This window comes from Myxacorys chilensis, from assembly GCF_059505265.1.
In genome coordinates this window covers 58,136-73,665 of sequence record NZ_JCACKG010000208.1, presented here as the reverse complement: position 1 = coordinate 73,665, position 15,530 = coordinate 58,136, and the positions used below count along the sequence as shown (strand labels likewise).

Genomic DNA, 15,530 nt, shown 5'->3' with positions numbered 1-15,530 from the left:
CTGATTCTAAGCGAAATGCAATTCTAAATTCAACATCTACAACTGTAGTATTCTGTAGTTGCACTGTATAGAATTTCAGTAAATTCCTCATGGCTTAGGTAAAGATTCAGTGAAGTAGCTAGGGGCTTCGGTTGACTTAACTCTGATGCCCCCCTTAGATTAAATTACATACGGAGCGGTCCTGATACAGAAAGAGACTAGGGGTTTCCTCTAATTCTTTGGAGCGTAGCACCTGAAGCAGTTTTCGAACTATAAGCGTTCTCCCGAAAGTGCTTGGTATTTCTGACCTAGTATCTGATGTAAGCCGCTGTAGAGAAGTTTGGGTAGTGGCAATGCAACAAGTTCATCTCTTGAATATCAACGTTCATAATATCGCGATGATCGAGTTGCTAGATAAATTACGGCTCGGTGGGACAGTTTTCACTCCAAACGTAGATCATCTGGTCAAGCTTCAGCACAATCAAGAGTTTTATCAAGCCTACCAGGGCGCTGACTACATGGTATGCGACAGTAAAGTTCTGATGTATGCAGCAAGGTTTTTGAAAACGCCCATTCAGGAAAAAATATCTGGTTCAGATCTGTTTCCGGCCTTCTACACATACTACAAGCATGAGCAGAGTGTAAAGATTTTCTTACTCGGTTCTGCTCCTGGCATTGCAGAGCGAGCAAGGCAAAAAATTAATGCGAAAGTAGGTCGCGATATTGTTGTAGCGGCTCATTCGCCGTCATTTGGTTTTGAGATGAATGAGGAGGAATGCAAAAAGATTGTTCGGTTAATCAACAATTCTGGAGCAACTGTTTTGGCGATCGGGGTAGGTGCACCAAAACAGGAACTTTGGCTTATGCGATATCGAGATCAACTTCATAATATCAAAACATTTCTGGCGATTGGAGCAACGATTGATTTTGAAGCGGGAAACGTCAAGCGTTCTCCTAGGTGGATGAGCGAAGTTGGCTTGGAGTGGCTTTATCGAGTTATTTGTGAGCCGCGCCGACTGTGGAAGCGCTATCTCATTCATGATCTTCCTTTTTTCTGGTTAATCTTGCAGCAGCGACTCAGCCTATATCGCAATCCTTGGGCCTCTGAGCATTCCCCTCGACCTCAAGAACCGCGATCTCTGGCAAAGCGATTAGGGCATCAAACAAAAAGATTCCTTAAACGTCCCTATGATGCTCTATGTAGATCCTTCAAGATAGTGGCATAGTTGGAGTCATAACATTGCCTGTTTAGAGACACTACTGGAACGTCTCCATGTTAAGCAGTATCTATCTTCCTACTCACTTGGACGATGACCTTCTAACAACCTTCAGATTTCCACTTCTCAATCTCGTGTAACCCGTTCTAATGCACCCCCCGTTCCTGAGATCCCTAACTTATAGGTGAGCGATACATTATGGAGACTAAGCGCTATTCCGAAGAGCTAGATATTCAAAACTACTGGCTGGTTTTAAAACGCCGTTGGTTAGTTACTTCTAGCGTTCTTGCAGCAACCATTGGGCTAGTGGCGTTGGCAACCTCAATGCAGAGACCCAGCTATCAAGCGAGTGGACGAGTCCTCGTTCAATCCAACCGAACAACCTCCCTAACGGGCGTGGGTGAGAAGATTGGTGCTCTAGAATCCCTCAAACGTGAGGGTAACCCTTTGGACACTCAGGCTGTTGTGGTTCAGTCATACCCAATTTTGCAGCAGGTGATTGATTCGTTGCAGCTGAAGGACAACAAAGGGCGTCCTCTTAATCCAGAGGATCTCAAGCTTAAGGTCGAGCCAGTTGTCGGTACAGATGTTCTCAAAATTGCCTACACTGACAAAGATCCAGAGAGGGCGTCTGCCGTTGTTAACCAGGTCATGAAAGCTTACCTTAACAACAACATTGAGGAGAACCAGCAGGAGGCAGTGGCCGCAGGGCAGTACATTGACAAACAGCTGCCAAGGGCTGAGGCAGAGCTAGAGCAAGCTTCAGAGGCTTTACGCCAGTTTAGAACCCGAAATCAGATTGTTGATCTTGATAAAGAGTCATCAGCCGCAGTAGCGACAATTAGTACTTTGCAGGATGAATTAAATCAGGCTCGGACTCAATTGGCGGATGTTGGGACACAAGAAGCGGCTGTACAGCGCCAGTTCGGAGTCAACGCAGCACAAGCGGTAGACATTGCCTCTCTTAGCCAAAACGCAGGAGTCCAAGAAGTTCTGGCAGAATATCAACGCGTTCAGACTAAGTTGGCCGTGGAAAAAACCCGTTTCCAAGGAAAGCATCCTGCGATCGCGGCTTTAGAAGATCAGGAAGGAAAACTGACAGGGTTGCTGCAAGAGCGAGTTGCACAAGCTATGGGAACAGATGCTCCCGTGAATGTAGGCACTTTGCAGATGGGTGACGTCAAGCGTAAGTTAGCGGGTGACTTTGTACAACTTCAAGTGCAGCGGTTAGGGCTAGAGCGCAAAATTGCGACACTTGCGGCCCTGGAATCTGGCTATCGCCAGAGAGCCGTCGCTCTACCAACCCTTGATAAGGGCGAGGGAGATCTGGAGCGTCGCTTAATTCTTGCTCAGAAAGCGTATGAAAATCTTTCTAATCGTCTGCAAGAAATTCAAGTGGCTAAGACCCAGGAGGTTGGCAACGCTCGGATTATTCAACCTGCAACTGCTCCAACCAAACCAGCTAGTTCTTTACGCCTTCTATTCTTGGCAGGTGGTGGACTAGTCGGACTATTGCTAGGCATAGCGGCGGCATTCTTAGTTGATGCGATCGATCGCTCACTTAAAACGGTCAAAGAAGCCGAAGAGCTCTACGGATACACCATGTTGGGCTTAATTCCCAAGTTTGAGACGAGCGATACTCCTACAGCAGTTTCTGCCAGCATTGATGGCGTCTCGCCTAGAGTCATCGCGATGACCTCGCCGCGTTCAATGATTCATGAAGCTTATCAAATGCTTCAAGCGAACTTGAAGTTCATTAGCTTGGACAAGAAAGTTAGAACGATTGTTGTCAGTAGCGCTGTTCCCCGTGAAGGAAAGTCAGAAGTGGCAGCAAATCTTGCAGCAATCATGGCGCAGTCTGGGCGGCGAGTGCTCCTTGTTGATGCTGACATGCGTAATCCAACTCAGCACCATTTGTGGGGATTGGTCAATACGATCGGATTGAGCAATGTGGTTGTTGATCAAAGTGAGTTAAGACACGCGGTGAAGCCTATTACCAGCAACCTTTCCGTTTTGACAGCGGGAGTCATGCCGCCCAACCCACTTGCTTTGATTGATTCTGAAGCAATGACGGTACTGTTAGAGACCGTAGCGAAAGATTATGACTACGTTCTATTTGACACCCCGCCTCTGGCAGGAACAGCTGATGCTGCTGTTCTTGGCAAAATGTCAGACGGAGTGCTGGTCGTTGTCCGTCCGGGCGTTGCAGATTCTGCAAGCGCAACGGCAGCGAAATCTCTTCTGGCACGGTCTGAGCCTAATATTCTTGGGCTGGTGGCAAACGGGGTCAATATGAAGCACGAGCCTGATAGCTACTTCTACTACAGCAGTCCTCGTGAGCAGATGTCGGAGAAGGGAGAGGCTCTTCGACTGCCAAAGTCTCTTGCACCTCGGTAGAAAGCGAACTGCTTAACGGGAGTGGACAGGTTGTTGAGCGCTGCACCAAGTCAGCGCTCTCAATTTGCTTAGGTGTAAGCGTTGTGCAAGAGCAGGTAAAGCAGCACAGCTTGAAATAAAAGATGACTTGAATCTGAAATTTTGCTCAGGCTAAAGTTTCATGAATTTAGATCTAATAGGGATTTAGAGCTTTAGGTACCAGTCAATGCTGATGAACCAGTTGATAAGTTTGTTCGTTAATTCTATTGCATTAGTTAGTACCCTAAGTTTTTCAGTTTTAAGCAGCTTTCTTCTAATTGAATGTTTTGCTGCTTTCCTACCTATTTCTAGAAAAATTGCTACAACTCACCAGCAGCATCGAATTGCTGTTTTAGTACCTGCTCACAATGAAGAGGTTTGTTTGGGGTTAACCTTGGCAGATTTAGTGCCTCAACTCAAGCCTCACGATCGAGTGGTTGTGATTGCAGACAATTGTACTGATGCGACCGCAGAAATTGCTTGCAAAGCGGGAGCAACCGTGATTGAGCGTCACAATTTAGCTCAGGTAGGAAAAGGGTATGCTTTAGATTATGGCTTGAGACATCTAGCTGCTGATCCACCGGATGTAGTAGTACTGATAGATGCAGATTGTCGGGTGCAACCCGGTACAATCGCTCAATTAACGCAGGCCGCAATCACAACAGGTCGCCCTGCACAGGCGACCTATCTAATGGAGAAACCTGCTGTTCCAAGTCCTAAAGATGCCGTATCAGCTTTCGCCTTTACTGTAAAGAATTTAGTTCGTCCATTAGGGCTGTCTCGGCTCAAATTGCCGTGTTTGCTAACTGGAACCGGGATGGCATTTCCTTGGGCAGTAATTCGCTCCGTGGATTTAGCAAATGGGCATCTGGTAGAGGACATGAAGTTAAGTTTGGATCTGACGATCGCAGGCTATGCCCCCATCTATTGTCCTGAAGCTCTGGTAATCGGCAATCTTCCTCAGCAGGAACGCGCCGCTCGTAGTCAGCGTACTCGGTGGGAGCATGGGCATCTTCAAGCGATTAAAATGTACGTACCATTGCTTCTGAAAGCAGGTATTGAAAAACAGCGACCAGAAGCGTTTGCCCTTGCCTTAGAGTTGTCTATTCCTCCTCTATCACTGTTTGTGATGGGCTGGCTTGGACTTACAATTGCAGCTTTGGTATGGGGAACTACTTCTGATCTGTGGACGGCAGCAGAACTAATGGCGATCGCAGGCAGCTGTCTATTTCTAGCCATTCTGCTAGCTTGGGCAAAATTTGGACGCGCAGATTTACCGTTAAGGCAGCTACTCTCGGTTCCATTTTATATTCTTTGGAAAATTCCTCTATATTTTAGATTCCTAGTAAAACCACAACGAGACTGGGTTCGTACAGAACGAGATTCAGAGGGAGCTTCAAAGCAGGGAATTGTAGAACTTGTAGACGAGTAAGGCATTTTGAAATAGGAACTAAATTGTTTTGAGGCGAGTCGCAACCTTTGGAGCAACCCATCGAGAACAAGAGCGGAGATTCTATACTGAGCTAATGACCTCAGTTGGGAAATCAACTCTCAGGGCTGGATGTCTTCAAAAACCAAAGCTGTTGTGATAGGACGGTTATTGTGAAGCGGCAAGAATTAACGTCAAAGATAAGTAAGCTCCCTTTTGTGGCATCTCTTCGGAAATTAGCTGGAGTTGCCGTTCCGCTAGGAACATGCAGTGCGATCGCGCTTGGACTGAGCGCGCCGGGGTACGCCGCAGAACGACTGAACCTGAAGCTGGGTCCCTTTCAGCAATCGATTCAGGTTACTGATTTAGAAACCTACGCTAAGACAGGAGAAGTTCCTTCTGCACTACAGCTTTATTCTCCATTTTTAACTTCAGATTTCCGCAAAGCACTGACTAATCGCCTAGAACTTGATCCAAAGTCAGGCAGTCAAGTTGTTGAGGAGCTACTAAAATCGGCTTCTGGCAAACGGATATTGGATTCGATTCGCGAAGCGTCGCCGGGATTGAGTCTAGAAGACCTGCAAGCTGGATTCTGGCTGGCGGCTCGGCAGTTAAATGGGCTTGATGCAATTGGAGTCATTAAAGCGATTCCTCAGGAGACAATTACAGTTGATGTCACTCAAGCTTTAGGGATTGCCTCCAAGCTAAATTTTTCGTACTGGAAAAGCCAAGCGGTGAGTTCGCTGCTGGAGAAGAACCTGACCGCTAGTAATTCGGCGTTTCAATCATCGTTTGATCCGGCGGCTTCCGGTTCAGAATCGGTTCAGCAGCAAGACTTCACGTTTGAAGATAGAGCGCGAAACCGTCGCCTACCTGTTGATTTGTATTGGAGCGCCAACACCCAAGCTCCACTAGTGGTCATCTCACCCGGATTTGAAGCGAATCGAAAGTTTCTAGCTTATTTAGCGCGTCATTTGGCATCTCACGGGTTTACGGTTGCTGCAATCGAGCATCCCTCTAATGTTCAGAACGGGCCGTCTGCATCCTTTGATCCAGAGCGATTGATATCAGCGAAGGAATTTGTGGAGCGTCCAAAAGATATCAGCTTTTTACTAGATGAATTTGTCAACCTCAATCAGTCTGGGGTTCTTCAAGGCAAGCTCAACACCCAGCAAGTTAGCATCATCGGTCATTCGCTTGGAGGCTATGATGCGCTTGCGCTAGCAGGAGCAGAACTGCGGTTAGATGAGTTGCGCGAATTTTGTCGCACGAGTGGCGTGCTGCAACGGGTTCCGGCTGACTGGTTGCAATGTGCAGCGAGTCAACTTTCTGAGCGACAGCTTAGTTTGAGGGATCAGCGGATCAAGCAAGCGATCGCGCTCAATCCTGCAATTGGACAAATTTTTGGCAAGTCAGGACTCCAGCAAGTGGCAACGCCAACCATGATCCTTACCAGTACCGACGATGCCCTCGCTCCTGCCTTCAGTCAACAGCTTCAACCCTTCTTGCAGCTTCCAACGCCTAAATATCTCATCACATCGATTGGAGCAACTCATCTTAGCGTGAGCGATCCAATTTATTTTGGAAAAGTGAAGACTCAAGGAACGATCGTAAAAGAGCGTCAAGGTCAAGATGTTGAACCCTTGCGCCGACTATTACAAGGAACTAGCCTAGCATTTGCCAAACAACTAACGCCTGATGCTAAAACTTACAAACCCTTCCTGTCATCTGCTTACGCTCAATCCCTTTCAACCTCAACTCTACCATTGCGGCTAAACAACGAGTTGCCAGCTAATTTAACTCGTTGGCTCAGTTTGGCGACCCTATTTTAGTAAACGGCATACAAATAAAAAGGGTGAGGAAGATAAGCTCTCCTCGCCCTTTTTTGTAATTTCTAAAGTGCGATCGTACTCAGCTTAGCCAGCTACACCAGCAGGGAAGCGGACATCAGTTGGAGGCTGTTGACCATCTGGCTGAACGGCTTGCCCTTCAATAAAGGAGCGCAGCATCCACGCCATTTCTTCGTGTTGCTCCATGATGCCAGTGAGGAAATCTGCGGTTCCCTCATCGTGGAAATCGTCAGAGCACTGATCAATATGTTGCCGCAAGTTGCGGATAACTTGCTCGTGGTCTTCAACTAGGTTCGACACCATTTTCTGAGCGATAGGGACATCTCCGCTGTGCTCTTTAATGGAGGTGTACTTTAGAAAGTCTTCTGCAGTTCCTATAGGGAAGTTACCCAATGCCCGGATACGCTCAGCAACAACGTCGATCGTTTCGTTCAAGATTGTGTACTGCTCTTCCCAAATTTGATGCAAAGAACGAAATTCAGGTCCAGTAACATCCCAGTGGTACTTTTTCGTCTTAATCAGCAGAAGATTTGCATCTGCTAAGTCGCGGTTAAGCAAATCGCATACGCCTTGGCGTTGCTCATCAGATAGACCAATATTTAGCTTACGCATTACAATCACATTCTCCAGCGCGGGTTTCTCTACCTACTTCACCAAATTTAGAGTTAAGCAGCATCAATCAAAGGGGAGAAGGATAAGACATCATCTCCTGACTCTTGGGTAGATCTAACCTGAAAAGCTTGGAATTTAGAAAGTGGAGTGTTAAAGATCTTAGTTGACAGGACTCACTTTAGCGCGATACAAAAGTCGCTCGCCTTGCTTGTAGCCCGCGTATCTAACGCGCACTAAGTCTCCAGGATTGGCTGTGCTTCCCATCAACTGATGCTGACGGGAATCATAAGGAAGTTCAGTTCCTACGATCGCAGTGGCTTCGATCTCCCACTGTTGCAGCAATTGTTCAATTGGGCGAACTAAGGGCAATAGTTTGACCGCTGGAGCTTGAGGGTTTTGTTGAGCCGCGTAGGCTGCTGCTGACCATTGCAGAAGCCAAGGTTCTAGCGTTTGGATGCATGATGCTTGAAACTCATTCCAGAGTTCTTGTTTCTGATTCTGAAGCTGAGTTTGCAAGCGTTGATACTCCTGTTGAAGATTGAGTATCTCAGATGAAGTAGCGGACGATGGATGAGCAACATCCACGCTTGGACTAAAGGTAGATAGTAGATCTGCGATCGCAACGTCCAATGTTTCTCCCAGTTTCATCAGAGTTTCTAGGCGCATTTGCCCAATCTGTCCCCCTCTTAAATGTTTCACCTGCTTTTGGGAGACACCCGCTTGCTGGCTCAATTGCCTAAACGAAGAAATACCCCTCACTTGCATCAATTGCCGGAGTTGAGGGGTATAGTCATAAGTCTTCGATTGATTCATTGAAGCTGACGGAAAAGAGTACTGTTTTCTTTTACCCTGTTCCGCTCACCCTTTTTACTGTTCCAACAAACTTCTCAACATCCACGCTGTCTTTTCGTGAATTTGTAGCCGTTGGGTCAGCAAATCTGCGGTTGGTTCATCACTGGCAGAGTCTGCGATCGGAAATACAGATCTTGCAGTGCGAGCGACGGCTTCTTGTCCAGCCACCAGTAGGCGAATCATATCTTCTGCTTTGGGAACACCCGGAGTTTCTTCGATGGAACTTAGTTTTACATACTCGCTGTAGGTTCCGGGAGCAGGAAAGCCGAGGGAACGGATGCGCTCTGCAATCAAGTCGACCGCTAACGCTAACTCGGTGTATTGCGTCTCAAACATGAGGTGAAGAGTTTGGAACATCGGGCCTGTGACGTTCCAGTGAAAGTTATGGGTTTTCAGATATAGCGTGTAAGTATCTGCCAACAGGCGAGACAGCCCTTCAGCGATTTCCTTGCGCTTCGATTCTTCGATCCCAATATCGATTGTATTCACTTGAGCAACCATTGCTTTCTCCTTATAGTATGTATCAACCAGTCTTAGAGAACTGTCGTCCCCTTAGACAAAATATCTCAAAGTAGAAAATTCTTGAACCGGGAATGGGCAAGAAGAGCCGTTTTTTTAGGCTAAGTGCCGTTGAAGAACAGATTTAGGGGCACGACGCACACGACACAAAATCGTCTCCTGTCCCAATCGGCTACAGGCTTCATAGCGGTGACATCCAGAGAAGCCGTAGTACTCACCGTCTACTTCTAGCACGTCAATCGGTTCTTGCAGTCCAACTTCTGCGATCGAGTCCATCAAGGCTGCAACTTTTGCCTGATCATTTTGTCTAAGTCTAAATAGAGGGCGGCGGATTTGCTTGATTGGAATCTCTTGTACTCTCACCATGGTTCAAGTCTAAGTTAGGTTCGAATTCAGTTTTGTCTCACCTCTAAATCATACTCATTATGAGTACGAGTTGCAAGTTATTGTCATGGATTCTAGATGCGTCGCGTTGGTATTTCTGGAGTAAGATCACCTTCACGCGGGTTGCAATTACTGCCAATGCCATTGTTGCATTCATGCCTAACCGCCCGGAAAACACTCAGGGCACAGGAAAGATCTACCAGGCTCTTGCGTCAGGAGTGCCGAGTGGTCTCTAACCATCAGGCGCACGCTATTGCTGTACTACTTCTCATTTTCTTTATTTGCCCTTTTCAAAAATAGCGAGGCTTGACTCCCTTGTTTTGGATATCTACCCGCTTTCATGTTTTCTCTAGCATTGCCCTTGCAATCACCTCTCTCATGGGGGACATCATTCACCCCAAAACAGCAACCGCTCAACAAGACGTACAGCTACAAATTGGCATTGTGCAACGGTTTGGCGAAAAGCAGAAAGATACAATGCAGCTTCAAGCGGCTTCTGGCGATCGCTTAACTTTACGGTTTGAGGTCAACGGCAAGCCCGAAATACTGACCGCCTCTAATTTAAAGTTAGAAATTGCCAAGCAGCCGATTCCCCACCCGGAACTTTACGAGCGAGTTGTGTTTAGCACTCATCGCAGCTTCGAGACGGCAGAAGACCAGGCGCAGCAGTGGAAAGCGCAGGGTATCGAAGTCGAAATGGCGCAGCCGAATCGATGGGAGGTGTGGGCAAAGCGCAGTACTTACAATACGCCGCTACTTCGGCGGCTGTTGGTGCAAAGTCTAGAAGCGAAGGGCGTTAAACAGGTGCGGCTTGACAGTCGGGTACTGACCTCCGTGCCTCGCGTTAGCTGGACGCTCAACGGTCGCCGCTACAGCGCAGATCGGCTGGATATCTCATCTGGTTACGGCAAGGTGTTTGTTGATCGCGATCGCGATGATGTTCCCAATCGACTGTATGGAGGAGCATTCCGCATTCAACCGAACGCCTACGGAAATTATTCGCTAGTAAACTTTGTTGGATTAGAAACGTATTTGCGCGGCGTCGTGCCCAATGAGATTGGAGGATGGGCCACTCAACCCGTTCTCGAAGCGCAAGCAATACTTGCCCGAACTTATGTATTGAGAAACTTACGGCGCTTCGTGGCAGATGACTATCAGCTTTGTGCCACCACACAATGCCAAGTTTATTTTGGCTTGGGAACAGCGGCAGATACGACAGATCGTGCGATCGCGGCAACTCGCGGCTTAGTCCTCACCTATCAGAATGAGTTAGTCGATGCGCTCTATTCCTCAACTAGTGGGGGGGTCACAGCCTCGTTTAACGACGTTTGGCGCGGCTGGGAGCGACCTTACTTGACGACCGTTATCGATTCAGCTAATCCGGTGTGGGATCTAAAGACTCGCAGCTTGGCGAACGAAACCAATTTCCGAGCCTTCATTGCCCAAAAAACAGGCTTTAACGAAGATAAAGCGGAGTTGTTTCGGTGGAAATATCCCAGCAGCCTTGAGCAATTGAATCTGGAGCTACGCGAGTACCTCAAGAGTGTTCAGCATCCGCTGGCAAATTTTAAGACGATTCGGAATATTCAGGTCACTGAGCGATCGCACGGGGGACGAATTCTCAAAGCATCTGTCACAACTGATGCAGGCGTCGTCGAACTTGCAAAAGACGATGTTCTAAATGTGTTCTCCAAACCTGCAAGCACTCTGTTTTACGTCGAACCGATGGTTGACAAAAACCGCGTGCTGAAGGGCTTCACCTTTGTGGGCGGCGGCTTTGGGCATGGAGTCGGTTTGAGCCAGATGGGAACTTACCGTCTAGGGGCAGCAGGCTGGTCGAGTGCAAAAATTCTTAACTTCTATTTTCCTAGCACTCAGTTGCAGCCGATTAACCAATCGATCGCGTTGTGGAAGGATCGTTCTTGAAGAGAGACAAGCTTCACAACACCAATCTTCACAAGATCAATAACGGGTCAATAGCTGAGGAAGGCGGAACTGCAAAACACTACGGATGAATGCCTACTAGGCGGGATTTTAGTGATTCGATTTCAGTTTCCCTACCCTAAATGCAACAAAACAGAAGCACCAGAGCGGCGCTTCTGCAACCTGCAAAAAACATAGGGGTTTTGAGAATTGCCGCTCCTTAAAATTAGAGCGGCGGCAGTAGCAAGGGGCTACTTCCATCATTACCAAACAGAGAGATGAGAAGCGAGAATCCTCTCTGTTTGGTTAGAAGAATCTAGTACAGTTCTTCTTCCTGATGAGTCATGATAGTGCAGTCGGAAGTCGGGTATGCAACACAGGTGAGCACATAGCCTGCTTCGATCTGGTCATCATCTAAGAAGGACTGGTCAGACTGGTCAACTGTGCCGGCCGTGATCTTACCAGCACAAGTCGAGCAAGCACCCGCGCGGCAGGAGTAGGGCAGGTCAATACCTTGCTCTTCAGCCGCATCAAGAATGTACTCATCTTCGGGCACGTCGATCGTGGTATTTAGCCCTTCAGCTTCGTTAACTAGCGTGACTTTGAAACTAGCCATGCGGTGTGATCCTCTCTATTTGTAGAAACGGCATTGATTGCCTTCTGAAATCGTTGACTTAAGTTTTACCAATACTTGGTTTATACCGTTTGCCAACTTCAATTCTGATACTACGGGAAAATTTAAGAGTTAAGACGGTCAATTCGCGCTTTTGTGAATGGGATTCGTAATAAAAACTGCCCATTTAATCTACTTATACTTATAGGACGGGTCCGAAAAGAGAGCTAAGAAGGTAAAAATTGCACAAAAATCATTGAATTAATCGTTGTCGAAAATTTCTCAACATCAGGCTGCCGCGCTCTTGCAGGGCTTGTTGCACAAGTTGGGAAATTAGGGTAGTAACGGGTCGATTAGGAAAGATCCGACTTGTTGAAGATGCAAGATGGCTAACGTTTTGCAGGATGCAGATTGTCTCTTAGTAAGCTGCGAATTTATCTGTTGCCTCAATCAAAGCACTTAGGATTCCTGCTTCCATCATGGAATGTCCGGCATCAGGAACCACGATAAATTCAGCGTCAGGTAAAGCTTTATGTAAATCCCAGGCAGACGCCATCGGGCAAACTACATCGTAGCGACCTTGGATAATGACGATGGGAAGATGACGGATACGATCGCACCCTTTTAACAACTGGTCATCCACCCCGAAGAAGCCTCGATTGGTGAAGTAGTGACACTCAATTCGCGCAAACGCTTCAGCAAAAGCATCTTCCTCAAAATGATCTTGCAAATCAGGATCGATCAACAATCGGCTTGTACTTCCCTCCCAGACTGACCAAGCTTTCGCGGCATGTTGACGGATTCCGGCATCATCGCTCGTAAGTCGTTGGTAGTAAGCCGAGACTAAATCTTGTCGTTCTGCTTCAGGAATCGGCGCAAGATATGATTCCCACGCATCAGGAAAAATCCAGCTTGCGCCTTCTTGGTAGAACCAGAGAATCTCTTTACGGCGAAGTAAAAAGATGCCGCGCAAGATTAAGCCTAAGCAGCGATCGCTGTGCGTTTGAGCATAGGCCAAGGCCAGAGTACTGCCCCAACTGCCGCCAAATACGACCCACTGATCAACGCCGAGATGCGATCGCAGTTTCTCAATATCGCTTACCAAATCCCATGTCGTATTCTCCCGCAGTTCGGCATGGGGCGTACTGTTGCCAGCACCACGCTGATCAAACAAGATAATTCGCCATTGGCTTGGGTCAAAATACTGTCGGTGTTCAGGAATCGTTCCACCACCCGGACCACCATGCAGAAAGACAACAGGTTTTCCGTTCGGATTGCCTGACTGTTCGTAGTAGAGGGTGTGAAGCTCCGAGACGGGAAGCATCCCAGTTTGATAGGGCGCGATCACGGGATAAAGGTTACGCATAGTATTAGCGTTGTTGTAAACTGCGAGGATCGAGCGCATCGCGCAAGCCATCGCCTAGAAGATTAAATGCTAATACAGTCAGGATAATCAGCAAAGCGGGGGGCCAAATCAACCACGGTTGTAGAACTAAAATTGACGCATTTGTGGCAAGAGACAGCATATTGCCCCACGATGGATCAGGCTGCTGAATGCCCAATCCAATCAAGCTCAGAACGGACTCCGCGACGATAAAGCTCGGTATTCTTAGCGTGGCGGAAATAATGACATACGTTGCCGTCTGAGGCAGCACATGGCGCAGAATAATGTACAACGGCTTGCCGCCCATTGCCCGCGACGCTTGCACAAATTCTTGCTCTTTAATGGACAGCACCTGACCACGGATCACGCGTGCCAAGCTAGCCCAACTAATAAAGGAGGTAATCAAGATAATCAGCAGAAATCGCTGAGCGCTAGACAAACCGGGTGGCAGTACGGCGGCTAAAGCAACGAGCAGATAAATGTCAGGAATCGTCATTAGCACTTCGACAAAGCGCATGAGTCCGGCATCTAGCCAGCCACCAAAATAGCCAGAAATTCCGCCCACTAGCATTCCTAGAGGGAACGAGAGCGCAATCCCAACTAAACCAATACTGAGACTAATTCTGCCACCAAAAAGTAATCGGCTGAACTGATCCCGCGCTTGCTCATCGGTTCCAAGAAGGTTCCATCTAGCAGCTCCGGTTGCTGTGCCAAACAGGTGAAGATTGCCAGGAATACCGGGGAAAATCTCTATCTCCTCAAATTTTGGATCAGTGAGGGAAGGCTGCGTTGGCAGCGGCAGGCGAAGCTCAAGAATACGGTACGGATCGCCTTGCACAAACAGTCGGATCGGCGATGGTTTTGAGCGATCAACAATCAGATTTCGTTCCCCTGTCTCAACGTTAATCGGGCCTTGAATTGTGGGATATACATGGGGGCCAACAAACTCGCCATTCTGATTTGTCCAGTAAATCTCCGTGGGCGGCAAGAGCGCTCCATCAATTTGAGATTCGTAGGGATCGTAGGGCGCGACAAATTCAGCCCCAATCACCGCAAGATAGAACACCAGCAGAAGTAGCGCACCAAAGCGGGCTAATGGATTTCTCTTGAGCTTTTGCCACCAGTTCATAAGGCGTACGCGATGTGGGGTAGAGAGCGATTAGCGTTCTTGACCGACAACCGAAATTTTTTGGTCTTCGTCGTCTGACTCGATCGATAAGATGGGTTCAAGGATACTATTTTCTACGATTTCCGAGAAGATCGAACCAGATTGAGGCGGCAAACTAGGATTAAGAATGATGTCTAGTATGGTTCTTATAACACTGGTTAAAGGAATCGCCAAAATCACGCCAAGCAGTCCGGCGACCCTAGCTCCAAACAGCAGCGACGCCAGAATAACCACGGGGCTTAAGCCCGTAAGATTACCCAAAATTCGAGGCGCGATGAAGTTGTCTTTGATTTGTTGCAGCGCGATCGCTGTCCCCAACACTTGAAGTGCCAACCACCAGTCAATAAACGCGACTACAACACACACCGTCGCAATGCCCAGCGTTGCTCCCACAAAGGGAATGACTTCTAGAACACCTATGAACACGGCGAATACGAGGAAGAACGGCACTCTAAGCCACCAGAACGCAACTGATAGCGTCGTTGCCATGAATAGCCCTAATAGCAGTTGCCCTGAGGCAAATCGCTGTAAGCTATCCCGCAGCGAGGCTGTAAGACTGTCTCGAATTGGGTCAGAGAAAATGCTGGTTAACCCATTCCAAAGTTTTTCGCCATCCAGCACAAAGTAGAACGAAATCACCAGAATCAAAATTAAGTCCAGCACCCAGTTGAACGTACCAACGACTAATCCGATTCCGGTTGATGCGATCGCCTGTACCTGCCCTTGCACCTGAGCTGAAAGCTGCTGTTCTAGAAACGATAGATCAATCCCCAATCGCCACGAATCACTCCAATCTTGGAGGTCGGTTAACTGCTGCTGACCCGAGCCAATCAGATTAGGTAGATTTGTAATTAGCTGTTGAGCTTGGTGAAGAATGGGCGGTGCGATCGTCAGACCCGCAACAACCAACGCAACCCCAGCGAGAAGATAGACGATCGCGGCGGCAAGCGGTCTTGGAAGAACCTGCTGCAACCGCACTACAGGATAGTTCAACACAAACGCGACTAGCCCCGCCGTTACCAGAACGCTGAGTAATTCACCAAAATAGGTAAGCGCGTTCAACGTCAACCAACCTGTGACGAGAATCAACAGCCAGGTAATGAGAAACTGTTGAATTGGAGAGAAAAAACGATCCATAATTAAAGACTGAACGAGGATCGAGAGCCAAATTTGTCTTTACATCCT

General features: G+C 47.8%; 13 protein-coding genes. 5 read left to right on the top strand and 8 right to left on the bottom strand.

From position 1 onward, the window contains the following. The first annotated feature begins 332 nt into the window (after window positions 1-332). The 4 genes from AC5JLB_RS20570 to AC5JLB_RS20555 all read left to right on the top strand — a co-directional run bounded on the left by AC5JLB_RS20570 (window position 333) and on the right by AC5JLB_RS20555 (window position 6,872). Complete coding sequence (locus AC5JLB_RS20570) at window positions 333-1,205, top strand: WecB/TagA/CpsF family glycosyltransferase (protein WP_495875683.1); 873 nt, start codon at window positions 333-335, stop codon at window positions 1,203-1,205. A gap of 189 nt (window positions 1,206-1,394) precedes the next feature. Continuing rightward, entirely contained in the window at window positions 1,395-3,593 is a 2,199-nt protein-coding gene (locus tag AC5JLB_RS20565) for a GumC family protein (protein WP_495875682.1), read from the top strand. Window positions 3,594-3,804: 211 nt separating this feature from the next. After that, complete coding sequence (locus AC5JLB_RS20560; RefSeq protein ID WP_495875681.1) at window positions 3,805-5,043, top strand: glycosyltransferase family 2 protein; 1,239 nt, start codon at window positions 3,805-3,807, stop codon at window positions 5,041-5,043. A 215-nt stretch (window positions 5,044-5,258) separates the two neighbouring features. Continuing rightward, window positions 5,259-6,872 (top strand): alpha/beta hydrolase, encoded by a 1,614-nt coding sequence (locus AC5JLB_RS20555; RefSeq protein WP_495875680.1) that lies wholly within the window; start codon window positions 5,259-5,261, stop codon window positions 6,870-6,872. Between the two features lie 84 nt (window positions 6,873-6,956). Here AC5JLB_RS20555 and AC5JLB_RS20550 read toward each other — a convergent pair whose 3' ends face one another. The 4 genes from AC5JLB_RS20550 to AC5JLB_RS20535 all read right to left on the bottom strand — a co-directional run bounded on the left by AC5JLB_RS20550 (window position 6,957) and on the right by AC5JLB_RS20535 (window position 9,239). Beyond that, on the bottom strand, window positions 6,957-7,502 hold the full coding sequence (locus AC5JLB_RS20550; RefSeq protein WP_495875679.1) for a Dps family protein: 546 nt from the start codon (window positions 7,500-7,502) through the stop codon (window positions 6,957-6,959). Window positions 7,503-7,661: 159 nt separating this feature from the next. Then, entirely contained in the window at window positions 7,662-8,315 is a 654-nt protein-coding gene (locus AC5JLB_RS20545) for a helix-turn-helix domain-containing protein (protein WP_495875678.1), read from the bottom strand. Window positions 8,316-8,369: 54 nt separating this feature from the next. Continuing rightward, window positions 8,370-8,855 carry a Dps family protein gene (locus AC5JLB_RS20540; protein ID WP_495691757.1) on the bottom strand — a complete coding sequence of 162 codons (486 nt, stop codon included), beginning with the start codon at window positions 8,853-8,855 and terminating at the stop codon, window positions 8,370-8,372. Between the two features lie 114 nt (window positions 8,856-8,969). Further along, complete coding sequence (locus AC5JLB_RS20535; RefSeq protein WP_495875677.1) at window positions 8,970-9,239, bottom strand: ParB N-terminal domain-containing protein; 270 nt, start codon at window positions 9,237-9,239, stop codon at window positions 8,970-8,972. Between the two features lie 396 nt (window positions 9,240-9,635). Here AC5JLB_RS20535 and AC5JLB_RS20530 point away from each other — a divergent pair, with 396 nt between their 5' ends. After that, window positions 9,636-11,183 (top strand): SpoIID/LytB domain-containing protein, encoded by a 1,548-nt coding sequence (locus AC5JLB_RS20530; protein WP_495875676.1) that lies wholly within the window; start codon window positions 9,636-9,638, stop codon window positions 11,181-11,183. Between the two features lie 313 nt (window positions 11,184-11,496). On the opposite strand, the gene AC5JLB_RS20525 is transcribed toward AC5JLB_RS20530, so the two are convergent. From AC5JLB_RS20525 to AC5JLB_RS20510, 4 genes are all read right to left on the bottom strand, one after another. Continuing rightward, window positions 11,497-11,796, bottom strand: a complete 300-nt coding sequence (locus AC5JLB_RS20525) for a ferredoxin (RefSeq protein ID WP_495875675.1) — start codon at window positions 11,794-11,796, stop codon at window positions 11,497-11,499. Window positions 11,797-12,211: 415 nt separating this feature from the next. Continuing rightward, on the bottom strand, window positions 12,212-13,159 hold the full coding sequence (gene pip / locus AC5JLB_RS20520; RefSeq protein WP_495875674.1) for a prolyl aminopeptidase: 948 nt from the start codon (window positions 13,157-13,159) through the stop codon (window positions 12,212-12,214). A gap of 4 nt (window positions 13,160-13,163) precedes the next feature. Beyond that, window positions 13,164-14,306 carry an ABC transporter permease gene (locus AC5JLB_RS20515; RefSeq protein WP_495875673.1) on the bottom strand — a complete coding sequence of 381 codons (1,143 nt, stop codon included), beginning with the start codon at window positions 14,304-14,306 and terminating at the stop codon, window positions 13,164-13,166. Window positions 14,307-14,336: 30 nt separating this feature from the next. Further along, the gene (locus AC5JLB_RS20510; RefSeq protein ID WP_495875672.1) at window positions 14,337-15,482 is read right to left on the bottom strand and encodes an AI-2E family transporter; all 1,146 of its coding nucleotides are present in this window, start codon (window positions 15,480-15,482) and stop codon (window positions 14,337-14,339) included. Between the last annotated feature and the right edge of the window lie 48 nt (window positions 15,483-15,530).